The following is an 18,412-nucleotide window of genomic DNA, read 5'->3' as shown; positions in this document are numbered from 1 at the left end:
CCGTCGCAAACTTGTTCAAATCTATACGTGAAGCTCGCTTAACAGTTCCTGCATATCGACAGGGAGTTTGCTGTCGAAGCTGAGTGCCTCACCCGTTAATGGATGTATGAACCCCAGCCTTTTTGCGTGCAATGCCTGCCTTTTGAAACCCAGCGTTTCCAGTATCGATTTGAAACCTTTTCTTTCTCTACCGTAAACCGGGTCACCGATCAAGGGGTTGCCGATATGCGCCATATGAACGCGCACCTGATGCGTTCTCCCGGTCTCCAGCCTGCATTCCACCAGGGCGGCGGCGCGCAGCTTCTGCAATGTCCGGTAATGGGTCACGGCATGTTTGCCGCGTCCTTCCCGATGAACCGCCATCTTCTTTCGATCGGCGTCGGAACGGCCGATCCATGTGTCGATCGTGCCCGACAATGGTTGAGGTACGCCATAGACGATCGCAGCGTATAGCCGGTCGATCGAATGCGCCTTGAACTGCTGCGCCAACCCCTCATGAGCGCGATCGGATTTGGCTACGACCAGCAGGCCCGACGTGTCCTTGTCGATGCGGTGGACGATGCCTGGGCGCGCCACCCCGCCGATCCCGGACAGCCGACCCTGACAATGATGAAGCAGCGCATTGACCAGGGTTCCGTCCAGGTTGCCCGCAGCCGGATGGACCACCAGGCCGGCAGGCTTGTCGATGACGATCAGATCGGCATCTTCATGGATGATGTCGAGCGGTATGTCCTGTGCAGCGGCCTCAGCCGCGATCGGCGGGGGCAGGACGATGGCGAAGGCCTGTCCGGTTGTGACCTTCATTGATGGGTTTGGCATTGATGGATTTGGCATTGATGGATTTGGGAACCGGCCTGCGTTCGCATGCCGACCTTCCGTCACATGGCCCTCCAGGATCAGCGCCTTCAAGCGCTCGCGCGAAAGGTCGGGAACCAGTTCGGCAAGGGCCTTGTCGAGCCGCATGCCATCCTGCGCCTCGCTTATGGTCGCTTCAATGATGGAAACCCCCGAACCCATTGGGTAGGAACGTAGGAATGAAGGTTGCGATTTCAAGGGGTCTGCTGGAACAAATCATGTCCGAAGCGGCGGCGGACAGGCGGGAGGTCTGCGGCTTGCTCCTGGGGACGCGGGAACGGATCGAGGCAGTTCGGCCCGCGGCCAATGTCGCGGCCGACCCGGAACGCCATTTCGAACTCGATCCCGTGGTGCTGATCGCGGCTCATCGTGCGGCGCGTGCCGGCGGGGCGCGGATTCTGGGGCATTACCATTCGCATCCAGCCGGTCAGGCCGTGCCCTCCCGGACAGATGCAGCCTGCGCGGCGCCCGACAACAGCCTCTGGTTGATCGTGGGAGAGGGGATGGCCCGCCTGTGGATTGCCAGGGCGGGGCAAGACGGACGGGTGCAATTTGTCGAGGCTTTGCTCGACATCATGTGAGGGAGGGTTGCATCGCGCGGCGGGGCAGCGCATTAGCCGTTCATTCCTTCCTGTTCATTTTTCCGGCGGCAGCGAACCTTCATGACCAATCCGATCGACAGCATCGATTTTGCCAGCCTGCTCTGCTCGCGCCTGTGCCATGATCTGCTGAGTCCGGTCGGCGCGCTCAACAACGGGCTTGAACTGATGGCGGATGAGACGGATCCGGAAATGCGCCAGCGTTGCCTGGACCTGCTGGCTGACAGTGCCAAAACCTCTGCGAACAAGCTGAAATTCTTCCGCCTGGCATTCGGTTCTGCCGGCGGCTTTGGCGATGCCGTGCCGACGCATGAGGCGCGGGTGGCCATAGAGGGCATGTTCGCGGCTTCGGGACGGGTGAAGATCGGCTGGCTGGTCGAGGATGACATGCTGGAAAAGCTGCCCGTGAAGGTGCTGCTGAACTTGGCGCTGATCGCGGGCGATGCGCTGGTGCGCGGCGGTCAGCTCGACATCGGGGCGGAAAAGAGGCCAGGCGTGACAGAGATCGTCGTGCGGGCGGAAGGACCGAAGCTGGTGCTTGATCCCGACCTGCGCGCCGCTCTGGCGGGCACTTTGCCGCTGGAGGGGCTTGCGTCGCGCACATCTGCGGCTTGGATGGTGCGAACTTTGGTGACGAGCGTCGGTGGCGAGATCGCATTGTCGCCCGCCGGCGAGCCGATATTGCTGTTCGGCGCATCCATTCCTGAAGTCCGTTAAGCGCTGTCCTGCATTTCCCTGACCAGAAGGTCGATAAGGTCGGCGGCTGGCATGGCGCGAGCCAGTGGCGCACCCTGGCCTGCCCATTGCGCGCCGAAGCCGCCTTCGCCCCTGGCCCTCGCGGCAGCATTGAGCGCTTTGCCGGCATCATAGGCAATGGGATAGGCGGGGGGCTGCGCTGCTGCCTCGGCACCCCAGGCGGTGAAGCGATTGGCGAGGCAGCGGGCCGGGCGACCCGAAATGACGCGGGTCATCACAGTGTGATGGGCGGCGGCACTGGCGAGTGCGGCGCGATAGGCTTCGTCGGCGCTGCTTTCGGGGCAGGCGATGAAGGCAGTGCCAAGTTGCGCTGCGACTGCGCCAAGCGCGAGTGCGGCGCGGATGCTCTGTCCGTCCATGATGCCGCCCGCCGCAATTATGGGTAGGTTGCATCGGGTGGCGAGCAGACGGGTGAGGGCGAAGGTGCCGAGCTGGTCGTCAAGGGCTTCCGGATCAAAGGCACCCCTATGGCCGCCAGCTTCATAGCCCTGGGCGACTATGGCGTCGACGCCTGCTTGCTCTGCGGCACGCGCCTCCACCTCATTGGTCGCCGTGGCAAGCAGCAGACATCCCGCCTGTTTGAGCACGGCGATGGCGGCCGGACTGGGCAATCCGAAATGGAAGCTGACAACCGCCGGGGCGAGGTCGATCAACATCGCAAGCATCGCATCATCTTCGACGAAGCTGCGGTAGATTTCGCGCAGCGCCGCTGGAGGGCTGGCGTCATAGGCGCGGAACATCGGCGTCAGGGCAGTGAGCCAGGCCGCTTCCCTGACGGGGTCATTGCGGGCAGGCGCATGTGCGAAGAGGTTGACGTTGAACGGGCGACCGGTCTGTGCGCGGACAGCCTCTATCATCGAACGGCCGCCTTCGGCGTCGGCCGCACCCACGGCGATGGAACCAAGCGCGCCGGCGTTGGAGACAGCCGCCGCCATGGCAGGCGTCGACACACCGGCCATGGGTGCCTGGATAATCGGATGGGACAGGCCTAGCGACTCGATGAGCGACATGGACCGATTGTCGGATTTCTACTGGAGGCAGGCAATGGGCGGATTCGAGGGTAGATTCGGGCTGAAGCTGAACTTGCCGATAGGCTCATCAGGCGCGCTGCGCCTCTGCCAAGGCGTCTGATGAGATGGGCGGCCTATGAGAGTCCGTCCCGGCTGCGCAATAATCGCAACCTGTGAACTGGGCTCCTGCCTTCGCCTGAGCACGGCTTATCCACAGCGGATATCGGCGTAATTATCCCCGCCCAATCGGAAGGGGCCCGGCCGCTTGCGCGACCGAGCCCCTTTCCTCGACAGTTCCGAACGGATCAGGCCTGAATTGCTCAGGCCTGAACTGATCAGGCGCTGTAATACATGTCGAATTCGACCGGCGAGGGAGCCATTTCCCAGCGGTACACTTCGGGCCACTTGAGTTCGAGATAGGCCTCGATCTGGTCCTTGGTGAACACGTCGCCCTTCAGCAGGAAGTCGTGGTCGGCAGCCAGCGAGTTCAGCGCTTCACGCAGCGAACCGCAAACGGTCGGCACCTGGCTCAGTTCTTCCGGCGGCAGATCGTACAGGTTCTTGTCCATCGCGGCGCCCGGATGGATCTTGTTCTCGATGCCGTCGAGGCCAGCCATCAGCAGCGCCGAATAGCACAGATAGGGGTTGGCCATCGCGTCGGGGAAGCGGAATTCCACGCGCTTCGCCTTGGCGCCCGCGCCGTAGGGAATGCGGCAGGAGGCCGAACGGTTACGAGCCGAATAGGCCAGCAGAACCGGCGCTTCGAAGCCCGGCACCAGACGCTTGTAGCTGTTGGTGGTCGGGTTGGTGAAGGCATTCAGCGCCTTGGCGTGCTTGATGACGCCGCCAATGAAATAGAGGCAGGTGTCTGACAGGCCCGCATAGCCTTCGCCTGCGAAGAGGGGCTTGCCGCCTTCCCAGATCGACATGTGGGTGTGCATGCCCGATCCGTTGTCCTGGGCGATCGGCTTCGGCATAAAGGTCGCGGTCTTGCCATAGGCCTGGGCGACCATCTGCACGACATATTTGTAGATCTGCATGCGGTCGGCGGTCTGGACCAGCGTACCGAAGGTCAGGCCGAGTTCGTGCTGGGCAGCGGCCACCTCGTGGTGGTGCTTGTCGCAGGGCAGGCCCATTTCGAGCATGGTCGAAACCATTTCGGCGCGAATGTCGGTGCAGGGATCGACCGGCGCGACGGGGAAATAGCCGCCCTTGGCGCGCGGACGGTGGGCGAGGTTGCCGCCCTCATATTCCTTGCCAGTGTTGGTCGGCAGTTCGATATCGTCGATCTTGAAGAAGGATTCGCTATAGTCCGAGTTGAAGCGGACGTCGTCGAACATGAAGAATTCGGCTTCCGGACCGACATAGACGGTGTCGCCGAAGCCGGCCGACTTGACGAAGGCTTCCGCGCGCTTCGCGGTCGAACGCGGGTCGCGGCTGTACAGTTCGCCGGTGTCGGGTTCGACGATGTCGCAGAACAGGATCAGCATCGGCGTGGCGCTGAACGGATCGACATAGACGGCGTCCAGGTCGGGCTTCAGGATCATGTCCGACTCGTTGATTGCCTTCCAGCCTTCGATCGACGAACCGTCGAACATCAGGCCCTGGGTCAGTTCATCCTCGCCCAGCACCGAAGACACCATGGTCAGGTGCTGCCACTTGCCCTTGGGATCGGTGAAGCGGACATCGACCCATTCGATCTCCTTTTCCTCGATCATTTTCAGGATGTCTTTAGGCGTGTTAGCCATGTGAACCTTGCCCTTCTTTCATGATACCCCCCCGAAGGGGTAGGTTGATGTGGTCAGCCGCCAGGCCCCTGTAAGCCGGCGAGAAGTCGGTAAAATCAGATGGCGTCGCTGTCGCGCTCACCGGTGCGGATGCGGACCGCGCCTTCGATGTTGGAAATGAAGATCTTGCCATCGCCGATGCGCCCGGTCTGTGCGGCAGCCGAGATCGCTTCCACCACCCGTTCGGCCAGCGAATCGTCGACGACGACCTCCAACTTCACCTTGGGCAGGAAATCGACCACATATTCAGCGCCGCGATACAGTTCCGTATGGCCTTTCTGACGGCCAAACCCTTTGGCTTCGGTAACGGTGATGCCCGAAACGCCCACTTCGTGAAGAGCTTCCTTCACTTCGTCGAGCTTGAACGGTTTGATGATCGCTTCGATCTTCTTCATCTCTAGGTATCCCAACTCAAACGCGCGCCAGATGACGGGTTTCATCCCGCCCTTCGTCCTGATCGAGCGACGGTCTTCATGCCCCCCTAAGGCACGCGCCGCCTCTCTTCCTAATCAACTACCGTGCCAATTAGCGAATCGCCGGAAACTGCTTTCCGCGATGCAGCAACTTTTGTCCATATTGCCCGAAATACGGGCAATATCATGACGTCATGCCCATTTTTTAGGCATATCCTGGAGTCAGAGCCGATAGGGCGGCGCGTCGAGACCCGCAGGGCTCTTGGTAAAGATCTCGCAGCCGGTTTCGGTAATGCCGATGCTATGCTCGAACTGCGCGGAAAGCGTGCGATCGCGTGTCACGGCCGTCCACCCGTCCTCCAGCATCTTCACGCCCGGCTTGCCGATGTTGATCATCGGTTCGATGGTGAAGAACATGCCAGGCTTGAGCTCCGGCCCGGTGCCCGGGCGGCCGACATGGACCACCTCCGGACTGTCATGAAACACGCGGCCCAGACCATGGCCGCAGAAATCGCGCACGACGCCATAGCGGTGCTTTTCCGCGTGGCGCTGGATGGCATGACCGATGTCGCCCAGAGTGTTGCCGGGTCGCGCCTGTTCGATCCCCAGCATCAGGCATTCATAGGTAACTTCGACCAACCGCCGCGCCTTGATGGGGGCTTCACCGCAAATGTACATGCGGCTGCTGTCGCCGTGCCAGCCGTCGACCAGCGGTGTCACGTCTATGTTCAGGATATCGCCTTCCTTGAGCTTCTGCTCGCCCGGAATGCCGTGACAGATGACATTGTTGAGCGAGATGCAGCAACTGTGGGTATATCCGCGATAGCCCAGGGTCGCGGGCACGCCGCCGCCGTCCAGTGTCATGCGGCGAACAATATCGTCCAGTTCGCCGGTGGTGACGCCCGGCACGACATGGGGGGCCAGCGCGTCCAATATTTCCGCCGCCAATCGCCCCGCCTTGCGCATGCCATCGAAACCGGCCGCGTCGTAGAGCTTGATCGCGGTCGAGCGGGAAATCGGCGCGTCCGCCGTCATCGTCATATATTCGGTCATGGGGTGATTATAGGCGGTGAAGCCGCATAATGCGAGGGGGCGGCTAGGCATGGCGCACGGCAGAGGCTATGGCCTGCCCATGGCCGACCCAACCCGCATATGGACCGCCGCACTGATCGTGATCGGCGACGAGATTCTCTCGGGAAGGACGCAGGACAAGAATGTGTCGCAGATTGCGACATGGCTCAATGTGCAGGGCATTCGCCTGCGCGAAGTCCGCGTCGTCGCGGACGAGAGCGACGCGATCGTCGAGGCTGTGAACACGCTTCGGGCGCGGAACGATTATCTGTTCACGACCGGCGGCATCGGGCCGACCCACGACGATATCACCGTGGATGCCATCGCTGCGGCACTCGGGGTGCCTGTGGAAATCCATCCCGAGGCGCGAGCAATGCTCTCAAACTACTATGAAACGCGCGGCGGCCTGACCGAGGCGCGTCTGCGCATGGCCCGCGCGCCGGCCGGATCGAGCCTGATCGAAAACCGCATGTCCGGCGCTCCGGGCATCCGGCATGGCAACATCTTCATCATGGCCGGCGTTCCGCATATCACGGCGGGGATGCTGGACAGCCTGACGGGAACGCTGGAAGGTGGTTTGCCTGTGCTGTCCACCACCATAGGCTGCTGGGTGGCGGAAAGCGAGATCGCAGACCTCCTCGGCGCTACAGAGCGGGCGCATGAAGGGTGCCAGATCGGCAGCTATCCCTTTTTCCGCGAAGGACGGACAGGCGCGAATTTCGTGATCCGATCTGTCAATGCGGAGGATCTGGGCCAGTGCGTGGCGGATCTGGTTGCCGGGCTGGAACGCGGCGGCTGGCCTGTAGTCGCCGGGGGTATTTAAGCGTCCCTTCGGTTGCTTTCCGAAGGGGAGCATTCCTGGTCTGGGCGGGTCAGGCGCCCGCCCCAGCGGTGATCGATCGAATAATATTCCACATTGGACATGCTTTCGACGCCGCCTGCGATCACCATGTCGGCCGCGCCGGTCCGGATACGCATGGCAGCGTCGATCACCGCCTGGAGGCCGGAACCGCAGCGGCGGTCGAGCTGAACGCCGGGGATGGATTCCGGCAGTCCCGCCGCCAGAGCTGACCAGCGGCTGATGCAGGGCGCCTCGCCATTGCCATAGCCCTGGCCGAACGCGACATCGTCGATTCGTTCAGGGTCGATCTTCGTTCGTTCCACCAGCGCCTTGATGATGGCACCCAGATCGCCCGCCGTCATCGACTTGAGGGAACCGTCCATTTGCACGTTGCGGTCCGCCATATCCCGGGCAGTTTCAGATGTATGATATTTTGAGCGGCGCGTTTTCATGTTTCGCTTGCGCCTCGGCTCAGCCCGAATTCCTGAACGATCCGCTTCCAGATCCGCGTCCATATGTGTGCGAAGAGCGGCAAGTCGCGTTGCATCCATGCTGCGCAGCGTTATGCTGCGCTGCGTCAATTGCCGGCTGGATCCGGCCATTGGGCAACAGGCTAGGTCGCCTGACGCTCAGCCTATGATGAGGGATGAAGATCGCCACGTCGGGGTTTCCCGTAATGGCCTCGTGCGTCCTTTCATGATCGGTTGGCGGTTGTTCGAAAGCCGTTTGAAGAAGGAGAATAGTGATGCGGATCGTTATGACCGGCTCGGGCTATGTCGGCCTGGTATCCGGCGCCTGTCTCGCGGACTTCGGCCATGATGTCATCTGTGTGGACAAGGATGTGCGCAAGATCGAGTTATTGCAGGGTGGTGGCGTGCCGATTTATGAGCCAGGCCTTGCCGATCTGATCGCGCGCAATGTGAAGGCGGGTCGCCTGACTTTCACGACTGATCTTGCCGGATCGGTCAGCCAGGCCGACGTGGTGTTCATCGCCGTGGGCACGCCCGCCCGGCGGGGTGATGGTCATGCCGACCTCAGCTATGTTTACGCCGCTGCGCAGGAAATCGCGTCCAATCTGAGCGGCTTTACCGTAATCGTTACCAAGTCCACGGTTCCGGTTGGTACGGGCGATGAGGTTGACCGCATCGTCCGCGAAACCAATCCCGATGCGCAGTTCGCCGTCGCCTCCAATCCCGAATTCCTGCGCGAAGGCGCGGCGATCCAGGATTTCAAGCGCCCTGACCGCATTGTCGTCGGCATAGAGGACGAACGTGCTCGTCCGGTTATGGAGGAGGTCTATCGCCCCCTCTATCTCAATCAGGCGCCGATCCAGTTCACCGGCCGCCGGACAAGCGAGCTCATCAAATATGCCGCCAACGCCTTCCTGGCGATGAAGATCACCTATATCAACGAAATCGCCGAACTATGCGAAAATGTCGGCGCGGACGTTCAGCAGGTGGCACGCGGCATCGGTCTGGATAACCGGATTGGTTCGAAATTCCTTCATGCAGGCCCCGGCTATGGCGGCTCCTGCTTCCCGAAGGATACGCTGGCGTTGGTCAAGACGGCGGAGGATGCCGGCGCGCCGATCCGGTTGATCGAGACGACCGTGGCAATCAACGAAAGTCGCAAGCGGGCCATGGCGCGCAAGGTCGTAGCCGTTTGCAACGGATCGGTGCGCGGCAAGACGATCGCTGTGCTGGGACTGACGTTCAAGCCCAATACGGATGACATGCGCGACGCGCCGTCGATCGCGATCATCCAGGCCCTGCAGGACGGCGGCGCGCAGGTGCGGGCCTATGATCCTGAGGGGATGGATGCAGCCCGCATGATGATAACGGATGTCGACTTCTGCGATAATCCCTATGTCGCCGCGCAAGGGGCGGCCGCTGTCGTGATCGTTACCGAGTGGGATGCGCTGCGGGCGCTGGATCTGCCGCGTCTCAAGGGTGTCATGAGCGGCGACGGTCTGGTCGACCTGCGGAATATCTATCGTCCCGCCGATGCGGAGGCGGCCGGCTTTGTCTATGTCAGCGTTGGTCGCGGTGCCACTCCCGAAATAGAGGAACTGGTGCAGGCAGCAGAATAGGCTGCGGCGCACATTCCATTCCCCTGTAGGGAAGCATGGAGAAGAAGCGCTCCCGGCTTTGCGTCGGGGGCGTTATTCGTTTTCGCGAAGTCTCCGCGAAAAAAGATATCATATCGATTCTGAAAATATCGCCGATTTGGGCGATCTTCAGGCATGTTGTTCAACAACTCGTCGCAAATTTCCAAAGGATACGACGAGTCGTCGTTGACCCGAGGTTTTTGTTAACCTTCTTGGGAGACCCTATAGGGGTAACTTTGGGGGTCGCAAACCATGCCTGTCAAAATGACTGGCTCCGTTATCGGAGCCGGAATGCTTTGTATTTTCGCAGCGGGAGCCGCTACGATCATGACAACAACGTCGACATTAACCATGACGTCGACCACAACCACCAGCTCGCAGCTTCTTGCAGCCACGAGTTCGACGACCACAACGTCGACGACGAACAGTGGTTCCACGACGACGAACACTGTTTCGGATTTTTCCACCTTTGATTTCGCCAATGGGACGAGGATGCCGGAAAAGGCGACGCTTTCCCTGGGCGATGCCAGTTTTCGTCCGGGCAGCAGCGTAGCCTATGTTCCAGTGTCGCTCGACCGGCCAACACCCAATACGGTGATTGCGCGGATCACCACCGTCAACGGATCGGGTACCTATCGCGCACTGTCGGGCTATAATTACCAGACGGTCGACACTGTGGTGATCTTCCGTCCGGGCGATCCATTGGTGCAGACGGTCGCGGTTCCCATCATCGGCGCCACGGAAGGCCAGCAGTTCCAGGTAAAATTGCGGGAGGCGCCCTGGGGCGGGCTTCAGGGGCAATCGACCGCGACGGTCACGGCCAGCAGCACGGCGACGGTAACGGCCAAGGCGGCGGGAACCTTCCGGGCACCGCGCACCTTCGCGGCGACCGGCACGCTTCAGTTCGAATTGCTCAAGGGCACGCACAAACGATCGCCCGATGGCGGTTGGGATCGCTGGGCGACCTCCCTTGCCAATGGCCGGACCCAGGTCGCCAACGGGGAAACCGGTCTCTATCTCGATTCCAGTATTTTCCCTGGTATCGAGGGGCCAGTCTATTGGAGCGCCTATGGCCTCGTCCTCCACACGCAGAAGCTGAAGACGCCGATCAGCTATGGCGGGCAGAACTGGTATTATGGATCGTCGGTGCTCGATGGCCGCAACTTCCTGGCGACTCAGATCGGCTACGGCCAATATGAATGGGAAGCGAAGATGCCCAACCGGCGCGGATCATGGCCGGCATTCTGGCTCGTATCCACCAGCGGCTGGCCGCCCGAGATCGATATTTACGAGGGGTTCGGCTATCAGAGCTACTGGGATTTCGATCGCCATGTAGCCCACACCCTTCATGTCGGCACCAACAGTACCCGATATGACCAGCGGGGCATCACGATCCAGACGCAGCAGGCCTATGGCCTCAGCGGCTATTCGCAGGGCTTCCATCGTTTCGCCGTGGACATCCAGCGCGACTACATCACCTGGTTCGTGGATGGCGTCGAAACCTATCAGTCGGTCAATCCCTTCCAGGGTTTCCGCTTTTATCCGATCATGGATGTCGCGGTGAAGACCAGCGGCGCCTATGATGACGGATCGGGCGACATGGTCATCAAGAGCTTCAGGATCTACAGCGCGCCATAATGGCCCGCCCCGCGACGGGAGCGCCCGCGGCCCGCGAGGGCATAGAGGCGCCCCCAGCTCTTGACCCACTGCCCGGCGATGTCCACCCGACGCGCGCCGGGCAGCAGCAGGGTGGCCAGACCAGCGGTTCGCAATCCCAATATCGCGATGGATCGGACCAGCAATCTGGCGGTGCCGGTCCAGCCGGGCAGGGCCTTTTGCCGAGCCAGCGTTTCCGTGCAGCCGATGCGCCACATCCGTTTCAGCACCCAGGATAGCCGTGCCCGCTCAACCGGCACCCATTCGCTGACCCGGGCGTCGGGCGACCAGCCGAAGCGCGCTCCAGCCTCATGCAGTCGCGTCAGGAAATCCAGATCCTCTCCGCCGCTGCGGTTGAAGCGCGCATCGAAGAAGGGGCGTGCGATCATCTCGAAAGCCCGGCGGGTTACCAGCAGGTTGTTGCTTGCCCACAGCATGCCGGTCGCGCCCCATGGGCGTTGCTCGGCACGGAAAACCAGTGTTTCCCTGGCCCAGCGCGGCGCTGTCCCAACGAAGCAGCTATCCACCGGTCCGGCGACCACGTCGGCGCCCACCTGCGCCTGACAGATGAGGAGTGCATCAAGCCAGCCCGGCTGGGGCCACTCGTCATCGTCGATCATCGCCAGGAAGCGCATCGCCGGATCCTCCAGGGCGGCGTCGGCGATGGCGTTGCGGACCGCGCAAAGCCCCGGCTGCGCGACCGTCAGGAGCGTCATGGGCAGGCCATATCCATCGGCCAGCAGGGCGCGGACGACGGCGGACCCTTCCTGCCGAACCGGATCATTATCGGCCACCAGCACCATCACGTCGTGGCGATCGACCACGCCCGGCAGGGTCTCCAGCAGGTGGCGGAGTTGGTCCGGTCGACGGAAGGTGGGAATGGCGATCCAGATCGACGCCATCAGGCGGCTGCCTCGACCGTGGGCTTGCGGCTGCGCCCGCCACGCTGGAGCCATTTGATGAGTTGATGCCCGCGCACCTCCACAAGCGCATAGCTCGCCCAGCAGAGCAGCCAGGTCGCCACCAGCATGGCGATGATGATCAGCCCGTCGAATTCAGTGATGCCATGCCTGTGTGCGATCCCCATGCCGCGGGCGAAAACGTCACGCACCAGCGGATGCCAGAGGTAGATGGAATAGCTGATGAGGCCCAGATGGAAGCTCACCGGATTGGCCATCACCGCCCGCGCCGCCGTGCCGTTATAATAGCAGCTCAGCACCAGGGTCGGCATCAGGCATACCACCAGCAGATCGACTTTCCCCGGCAGCAGCAGCGCCAGCGCGATCAGGCCGCAGATCATGGCGAAGGCGCCGGTTCGGTCGATCAACCGCCTGCACCAGCCCTTCTCCGCACAGCGATAACTCAGCACGCCCAGCGAGAAACCGGCCAGACAGCGCAGGAGCGTCAGCACCGTGTCGCTGTCATTGACGTCCAGCGGACCGCTGGAACCTCTGCCGGACAGTGCCACCAGGCCCAATATCCCGACGCACAGCAATGCCTGGATCCACGCCGCCCGCGAAAAGGCGATGATCGCGATCAGCGGATAGATGAGGTATGCCGCGACCTCTGTGCTGACGGACCAACTGTTGCCCGCGATCGGTTCTGTTCCCCAACCCCAGCTCTGCACCATCAGCAGGTTGGAAAGAATGTTCGGTGCGTCGAGCGCGATCGCCTGGTTGCCGGAGATGTTCAGGACGATCCGCGCCATGAACACCAGCGTCACGATCAGGTGCAGCGGCCAGACCCGCGCCATGCGATTGACGAGGAAGTCGATATAGCTCGACCATCCAGGATGATTCACCACCCGGTCGTGATAGCCGAAGGAAATGACGAAGCCGCTGAGGATGAAGAAGAGATCGACCGCCAGATAGGCGCGCGAGAATAGCGGCAGGCGAAAGGCCTCGAACGCCGGATTGTGCGGAATATGGTAAAGCAAAACGGATACGGCCGCCACGCCGCGAAGGCCGGTCAGCGAGGAAATCCTCATGCTCCCGCGCTCCTCAGGACGGGGGCCGCGTCGAAAGCGGCGGCAATGGCATCCCACATCGGCTTGCGATGCATCCCTGAATCGAGGGGCAAGCCGCGCGACAATTGGCCGTCGGGCCATTTATAGTCCTTGAAATTCGACAGCCAGCTATAGCGGTCCGACAACCCCCAGCAGAGCACCGAGCGCATCGCTGGATTGTCCAATGCCACATCCAGAAAAGCTTTGGCGAACGAGGCGACTTCCTTGTCCCGCTTGTCGGGATTGGGCGGGCCGCCCTTGTCCGCCACGTCGAATTCCGTGATGGAGAGGACCAGTCCATAGCCGCGAAGCTGATCCAGAAAGCGCGCGAATACCGTCTGGCTGAAGCCTTCCTTATATGGCTTGAGATGCCCCTGAATGCCGATTGCATCCACGGGCACTTTGCGCGCCATCAGTCGGTCGAGCAGCTTCAGCATGGCGGTTCGGCGCCTCTCGCAGCGTGGAGAGTCCTGCTCCAGTCCGAAATCCGTCAGGAACCGCAGGGGCCGGGGATCGATCTCCCGCGCGCGGTGGAAGGCAATGTCGATATACTCTTCGCCCAATGCCTGCATCCACATGCTTTTTGCGCGGATGCCATCAGCGCGGCCATCATTGGGCTCAATGGCTTCATTGACGACGTCCCATTCGTCGATCTTGCCAGCGTAGCGGCGCATGGCCGTGTCGATATAGCTGGTCATCAGGGTCTGTCGCTCGGCCTGGTCGGCGGCTTGCAGAGCAGGCTCCAGCCAAGGCGGCTGCGCCGCGTACCATACCAGTGCGTGGCCCCTGGCCAGCATGCCATGCTGCTGGGCGAATGCGATGATCTGGTCAGCGCCGCTGAAATCATATTGGCCGGGCTTGGGCTCGGTCGTGCCGCGCTTCAGTTCATATTCCTCCACCACCATGTCGCATTCGCGGGCGACGGCGGCGGTGAAGTCCGGGTCTTCCCGCAACTGGCGTGACTTGATCGCGGCGCCGAAATAGCGGCCAGACCTGCGGGCATGGGCGGCAAGCCCGGCCGTGCCGCCGACTTGCGCGGCGCTCGGTGGAATCGGAGAACAGGCGGAGAGCATTGCTGCGCCAGCCAGGAATTCACGCCTTCTCATAACCTTTGTCCCTTGCCGGCCAATATGTGGGAAAGGTCGATCCAACGATCGGAAATGCGGCGATAGACCGGGTCCGGCATCACGATCTGCAACAGCACCGTCGCGGCCAGCCGAGGCCCGAATGCGCCGCGGCATACAGCACCCAGATAATAGCGCATCGCCTGCCGCCTGCTGGTCGGCCAGATGCTCTTCGCTGCATGCCAGCCCATATAGGCGGAGAAGGCGCGAGGGCTGATATGAGGGCGAAGGTCCCTCAGCCAGGTCAGGCTGCCGATACTGCCGCGGACGTGGGAAAGCCGGTCGTCGGCATGGCGATCCGCCCATATGGTGCCGGGTCGTTCCGTCATCAGAAAACGCGCCCCAGCCAGCGACAGGCGCAAGGCAAAATCTGTATCGTCGCCGAATTTCACATCTTCGCGATAGCGGACCTTCTCCGCGAGCGTTCGGCTGAGCGCCATGCTGCTGGTCTGGATGAAGCCGCGATCGCACATCAGATAGCGATCCATGGTCTCGTCATGGGCGATGGCGCGCGGCGGCTTCAGGAAATTGCGTCCCTGGCCGCGATCGGCGAGCACCTGACCATAGGCGACGACATCCCCGCTTTCCTGCAGCAACGGCAGGAGGTCGGCCAGATGGTGGGGCAGGAAACGATCGTCGCAATCCAGAAACGCGATGTAGCGCCCACGGGCATGGTCGATGCCCTTGTTGCGTGCCGCCGCCGCGCCGCGATTTTCCTGCACGATGACCTTGAGGCGCGGATCGTTGATCGCGCCCAGGGCAACCTCTGTCCCGTCGGTGGAACCGTCCACCACCACGATTACCTCGATGATCGCGATGGTCTGTTCCAAAGCGGACATGACGGCGGCGACAGCGGAATCGCGCCGCTGATAAGTGGGGATCACCACGGAAAACAGCGGTGCAGCGATGGCCGCCTTCAGCCTGGATGGAGGTTGCCAGGCGGTCATCACGAACTGGCTCCACTTGCGACGGTCTCAGCCTTGCCAAAGCGCAGGACGAAGCCGTTGACCAGCGAACGATAAAAGGGCTTGGGCAGATAGGATCGCAGCACCTGCCGGGCGATCACGCGGGGAGGGACGCCGCCGGCCACCATGCCGACGGCCAGATCCTTGATTGCCACCACCGGCCTGACTGGCGCCATATGATAGGCGAGCACCGTTGCGCGATAGCCGCGTCGCGCGCGGGTGGTGAGCATGTGGCCGCAGCGATCGAGCCAGTCGAGCGAGGTTTCATAGCCCTTCACATAGGATGTCCGCCCCGCCTCCGTGGCGTCGAGCCAGATGGTCAGCGGCTGGTCGATCATCCGGAAGCGCGCGCCGGCGCCCTGGAGGCGAACGCAGAAATCAAGATCCTGACCCTTTTTCAGCGCAGGGTCGAACAGGACCTGCTGCGCCATGCCGGTTGGCACGACCATGGTGCTGGTCTGCATGAACTGGTTGGCGCAGAACAGATATTCCCCGACATCCTCGCCTTCCCGAATGCCGCGATCGGGCCTGATCCAGTAGCGGTCGACCCCCCGGTCCACCTTCATCCGGGAATAGAGCACCGTTCGCCCGTCATCTCCCGCCAATGCCTTCGCCATGATGGAAAGCTTGCCGGGAAGGAACAGGTCGTCGGAATCCAGAAACGCGATATAGCGTCCGTCCGATGCCATGATCCCCGCGTTGCGGGCCGCGCCGCCACCCGCATTGTCCTGCCGGATATAGCGGACGCGGGGATCGCCTATGGCATCGATCACGGGACGGGGATTGTCTCTTGAACCGTCGTCGATCACGACGATCTCGAAATCCTGCCAATCCTGCGTCAGCACCGACCGGATGGTGTCACCGACGATCTCCGCACGATTGTAGAGCGGGATCACGACGGAGAAAAAGGGTTGCTTGCCCAGCGCGGCCTTGGTCATGCGCCATGCACCTTTCGATATTCTTCATAATGGATTCCGGCGAGCCCAGCGATCTTGCCCGCCGCGCGATAGAGCTTGCCAAGCCGTTCGACCCGCTTGCCCCGGTCAAGCGTGGCAATGGCGCCCAGCGACCCGACAATGAAACCTGCAACAATGCGTGGCGCTTCGTTCAGCAGCGTGCGCAGCCGCCCCTTGTGGAACCGCTCCACCATCATGTCGGTCATGCCGACCCGATAGCCGCGCATCAGCAGCCATTTGGCGGTGACGCGGCTGGCGGGGATGAGTTCGGTGACGACCGCCTCCTCCGACCAGGCGAAACGGACGCCGGCGCGCTGCATGCGGGTAAACAGCTGCTTGTCCGATCCCCCGGTGAGCGCCATGCGCTCGTCAAAGGGACGCTCCCCCATGGCGCGCAGGGCCGTGACGGCGATCAGCACATTGGCGGTGCTGTCCACCAATGCGACCGGCCCGGACTGCCCGCGCTGTTTGGGTGCAAGCAGGGGATGGTGGGCGGCCCAGGGCGCGATGGCGCTGTCCATCTCGCGCAGCACCGCGCCGCCCACTACGTCCGCCTCCCAGCGCTGCGCGGTTTCCGCCATGGCGTCGATCCAGCCAGGGGAGGCGGCCTCATCATCGTCCAGCATGGCGATATGGGTCGCGCCTGGCCGGGCCAGCGCTGCGGCGACGAGCGCGTTGCGCACGAGTGGAATGCCGCGTTCGGTAACCAGCAGGGCCTTGATCGGCCAGCGATAGCCCTTGGAGGCAAGCTTCTCGACCATGGCCATCCCTTCCTGTCGAATGGCGTCATTATCCGCCACAAGCACTTCCAGCTTGTGCCGGGTTTGTTGGGCAGCCAGGGATTCCAGGGTTCGCTGCAATCCCTGGGGTCGGTTGCAGGTGGCGATGCACAGGATGATGTCAGCCATGAACGCGCTCCTGCGGGAGATGATACCGCCGCGTCCATTGCGGACGCGGTTTGGCCTTGAAGGTGGCGTGCGCGGCCGCGATGGCCGCAAGGAAGATCACCCAGACTTGGCGATCCTTGTCGAAAAAGCTGGTTTCCAGAAGATTCTGGTACATGACGAAAACCCAGATGGCGAAGGCTGGCACCATCAGCGCCTGATTCTCCTTGGTCGAGCCGGTGAGGAACCAGTAGACCGGCAAAGCAAGAAAGCTGACCAGCAGCATGGCGAGGCCCAACGGTCCGGTGGTCACCCAGATTTCCAGATAGCCATCATGCGAATGGGCGGTCAGCATCTGGAATTGCTGATTCAAATAATCATGCGCCGGGCTGTTGGTGCCGACCTGCCAGAAGCCGCCGAAACCAGCGCCCAGATAGGGGTGGTCGGCCAGATAATCGAAGACCACCCGCCAGATCGAAACCCGGCCGGTAAAGCTGGTGGGGTCCGCGAACAGCCGTTCGATAGTCGGCTGATAGGCGATGTAGAGGCCAAGAAACCCCACCATGCCGAAGCCCAGCATCAACAGCAATATCGCGCGCTTTTGCGTATTGTCGCTCAGCGCCCGATAGATATTGCTGATAGCCAGCATGCCGACGCACAGCGCCAGCGAGGTCTTGCTCTTGGTCCCGATCACGAAAACGAAGGCCATGACCGCGAACAGTGCATAATACCATTTGCGCCGGTCGATCCATGCATTGCCGCAGACTATGAAGGTCAGAGCCATGACGGCGCCGGCGATATTCTTGTGGAAGAAGAAACCGCGCCATGCACCGATCAGCGCCTTGTCACTTTCGGTCGGAGGATGGACGGCTGCGGGTGTCAGCGGCAGAGATATCCAGCAGATGAGAAGCGAAACGATCAGCGCGGCCCGGAGAGCGTCGAAAAGCCGCTCCGGCCCGATCAGGGACAGCGCGCAGAAGGTGATATATATCACGATGAGCTGCTGCATCGCCCGCTTGAAGGATACGAACGGGTCCACGCCCCAGGTGCAGGAAATGAAGAACCAGGCCAGCATGATCGCCAGCGGCCAGAAGGTGAACCTATATTGAAGAGGATGCTTGCGGATGATCTGCACGCCAGTCAGCAGCAAGGCGAAGCCGATGAACAACAACTGCTTGAACAGGTCCGACCCGTCATTCTCCTGCGCCATCGCCACGAGTTCGTCCTGGGTGCGGGAGGCGAAGGGCTGTTGCCCGATGAAGACCATCATGAGGAAGACGAAATAGAAGATCTGGGTGATCCAGATCATGCGTATACTCTGACCCCCGCCGGTCTGCACGGGCGGGGCGGCTATGCCGCTGCGATGCCAGCTTGTTGCCATGA

At 61.9% G+C, this 18,412-nt stretch carries 18 protein-coding genes; 5 read left to right on the top strand and 13 right to left on the bottom strand.

Translation table 11 applies throughout. The features are described from left to right. Positions 1-21 precede the first annotated feature (21 nt). Positions 22-1,017, bottom strand: coding sequence for an RluA family pseudouridine synthase (locus ACN9MX_RS05050; protein WP_426387283.1), 996 nt, complete (start codon positions 1,015-1,017; stop codon positions 22-24). A gap of 17 nt (positions 1,018-1,034) precedes the next feature. Between ACN9MX_RS05050 and ACN9MX_RS05045 the strand changes: the two genes are divergently transcribed. Together ACN9MX_RS05045 and ACN9MX_RS05040 are read left to right on the top strand one after the other, a co-directional pair. Next, complete coding sequence (locus ACN9MX_RS05045) at positions 1,035-1,436, top strand: Mov34/MPN/PAD-1 family protein (protein ID WP_426387282.1); 402 nt, start codon at positions 1,035-1,037, stop codon at positions 1,434-1,436. 81 nt (positions 1,437-1,517) lie between these two features. Continuing rightward, positions 1,518-2,171 (top strand): histidine phosphotransferase family protein, encoded by a 654-nt coding sequence (locus ACN9MX_RS05040; protein ID WP_133652129.1) that lies wholly within the window; start codon positions 1,518-1,520, stop codon positions 2,169-2,171. On the opposite strand, the gene ACN9MX_RS05035 is transcribed toward ACN9MX_RS05040, so the two are convergent. The 4 genes from ACN9MX_RS05035 to map all read right to left on the bottom strand — a co-directional run bounded on the left by ACN9MX_RS05035 (position 2,168) and on the right by map (position 6,473). Next, positions 2,168-3,220, bottom strand: a complete 1,053-nt coding sequence (locus tag ACN9MX_RS05035; RefSeq protein ID WP_426387281.1) for an NAD(P)H-dependent flavin oxidoreductase — start codon at positions 3,218-3,220, stop codon at positions 2,168-2,170. The two genes, ACN9MX_RS05040 and ACN9MX_RS05035, sit on opposite strands and share 4 nt — an antisense overlap. 335 nt (positions 3,221-3,555) lie before the next feature. Further along, a complete protein-coding gene (glnA, locus tag ACN9MX_RS05030) occupies positions 3,556-4,968 on the bottom strand; it encodes a type I glutamate--ammonia ligase (RefSeq protein WP_363734670.1) in 1,413 nt (470 codons plus the stop codon). A 95-nt stretch (positions 4,969-5,063) separates the two neighbouring features. Further along, complete coding sequence (locus ACN9MX_RS05025; RefSeq protein WP_007685085.1) at positions 5,064-5,402, bottom strand: P-II family nitrogen regulator; 339 nt, start codon at positions 5,400-5,402, stop codon at positions 5,064-5,066. 240 nt (positions 5,403-5,642) lie between these two features. Further along, positions 5,643-6,473 (bottom strand): type I methionyl aminopeptidase, encoded by an 831-nt coding sequence (map, locus tag ACN9MX_RS05020; protein ID WP_363755240.1) that lies wholly within the window; start codon positions 6,471-6,473, stop codon positions 5,643-5,645. A 79-nt stretch (positions 6,474-6,552) separates the two neighbouring features. Between map and ACN9MX_RS05015 the strand changes: the two genes are divergently transcribed. Next, positions 6,553-7,314, top strand: coding sequence for a competence/damage-inducible protein A (locus ACN9MX_RS05015; RefSeq protein WP_363735371.1), 762 nt, complete (start codon positions 6,553-6,555; stop codon positions 7,312-7,314). On the opposite strand, the gene ACN9MX_RS05010 is transcribed toward ACN9MX_RS05015, so the two are convergent. Continuing rightward, positions 7,311-7,736, bottom strand: a complete 426-nt coding sequence (locus tag ACN9MX_RS05010) for a beta-ketoacyl synthase N-terminal-like domain-containing protein (RefSeq protein ID WP_426387280.1) — start codon at positions 7,734-7,736, stop codon at positions 7,311-7,313. The genes ACN9MX_RS05015 and ACN9MX_RS05010 overlap by 4 nt on opposite strands. 341 nt (positions 7,737-8,077) lie before the next feature. Here ACN9MX_RS05010 and ACN9MX_RS05005 point away from each other — a divergent pair, with 341 nt between their 5' ends. Continuing rightward, positions 8,078-9,421 carry a UDP-glucose dehydrogenase family protein gene (locus ACN9MX_RS05005; RefSeq protein WP_363734672.1) on the top strand — a complete coding sequence of 448 codons (1,344 nt, stop codon included), beginning with the start codon at positions 8,078-8,080 and terminating at the stop codon, positions 9,419-9,421. Between the two features lie 309 nt (positions 9,422-9,730). Beyond that, a complete protein-coding gene (locus tag ACN9MX_RS05000; RefSeq protein ID WP_426387279.1) occupies positions 9,731-11,077 on the top strand; it encodes a glycoside hydrolase family 16 protein in 1,347 nt (448 codons plus the stop codon). On the opposite strand, the gene ACN9MX_RS04995 is transcribed toward ACN9MX_RS05000, so the two are convergent. Genes ACN9MX_RS04995 through ACN9MX_RS04965 form a run of 7 tightly spaced genes read right to left on the bottom strand, consistent with a single transcriptional unit; the run spans position 11,062 to position 18,410 of the window. After that, complete coding sequence (locus tag ACN9MX_RS04995) at positions 11,062-11,997, bottom strand: glycosyltransferase family 2 protein (RefSeq protein WP_426387278.1); 936 nt, start codon at positions 11,995-11,997, stop codon at positions 11,062-11,064. The genes ACN9MX_RS05000 and ACN9MX_RS04995 overlap by 16 nt on opposite strands. Continuing rightward, on the bottom strand, positions 11,997-13,082 hold the full coding sequence (locus ACN9MX_RS04990) for an acyltransferase family protein (RefSeq protein WP_363825886.1): 1,086 nt from the start codon (positions 13,080-13,082) through the stop codon (positions 11,997-11,999). Before ACN9MX_RS04990 ends, ACN9MX_RS04995 begins: the two co-directional genes overlap by 1 nt. Next, entirely contained in the window at positions 13,079-14,206 is a 1,128-nt protein-coding gene (locus ACN9MX_RS04985; protein ID WP_133652120.1) for an endo-1,4-beta-xylanase, read from the bottom strand. The genes ACN9MX_RS04990 and ACN9MX_RS04985 overlap by 4 nt, the downstream gene beginning before the upstream one ends. Then, positions 14,203-15,171 (bottom strand): glycosyltransferase family 2 protein, encoded by a 969-nt coding sequence (locus tag ACN9MX_RS04980; protein ID WP_363734677.1) that lies wholly within the window; start codon positions 15,169-15,171, stop codon positions 14,203-14,205. Before ACN9MX_RS04980 ends, ACN9MX_RS04985 begins: the two co-directional genes overlap by 4 nt. Further along, on the bottom strand, positions 15,171-16,127 hold the full coding sequence (locus ACN9MX_RS04975) for a glycosyltransferase family 2 protein (protein WP_363825883.1): 957 nt from the start codon (positions 16,125-16,127) through the stop codon (positions 15,171-15,173). Before ACN9MX_RS04975 ends, ACN9MX_RS04980 begins: the two co-directional genes overlap by 1 nt. Further along, entirely contained in the window at positions 16,124-17,053 is a 930-nt protein-coding gene (locus ACN9MX_RS04970) for a glycosyltransferase family 2 protein (protein ID WP_363825880.1), read from the bottom strand. The genes ACN9MX_RS04975 and ACN9MX_RS04970 overlap by 4 nt, the downstream gene beginning before the upstream one ends. Further along, on the bottom strand, positions 17,046-18,410 hold the full coding sequence (locus tag ACN9MX_RS04965) for an O-antigen ligase family protein (RefSeq protein ID WP_363734680.1): 1,365 nt from the start codon (positions 18,408-18,410) through the stop codon (positions 17,046-17,048). The genes ACN9MX_RS04970 and ACN9MX_RS04965 overlap by 8 nt, the downstream gene beginning before the upstream one ends. Between the last annotated feature and the right edge of the window lie 2 nt (positions 18,411-18,412).

This window comes from Sphingobium sp. R-21 (genome assembly GCF_049913335.1).
In the GTDB taxonomy this organism is placed as follows: Bacteria; Pseudomonadota; Alphaproteobacteria; order Sphingomonadales; family Sphingomonadaceae; genus Sphingobium.
Note: the sequence above shows the minus strand (reverse complement) of the source record. Positions and strands in the feature narration are given on the sequence as shown.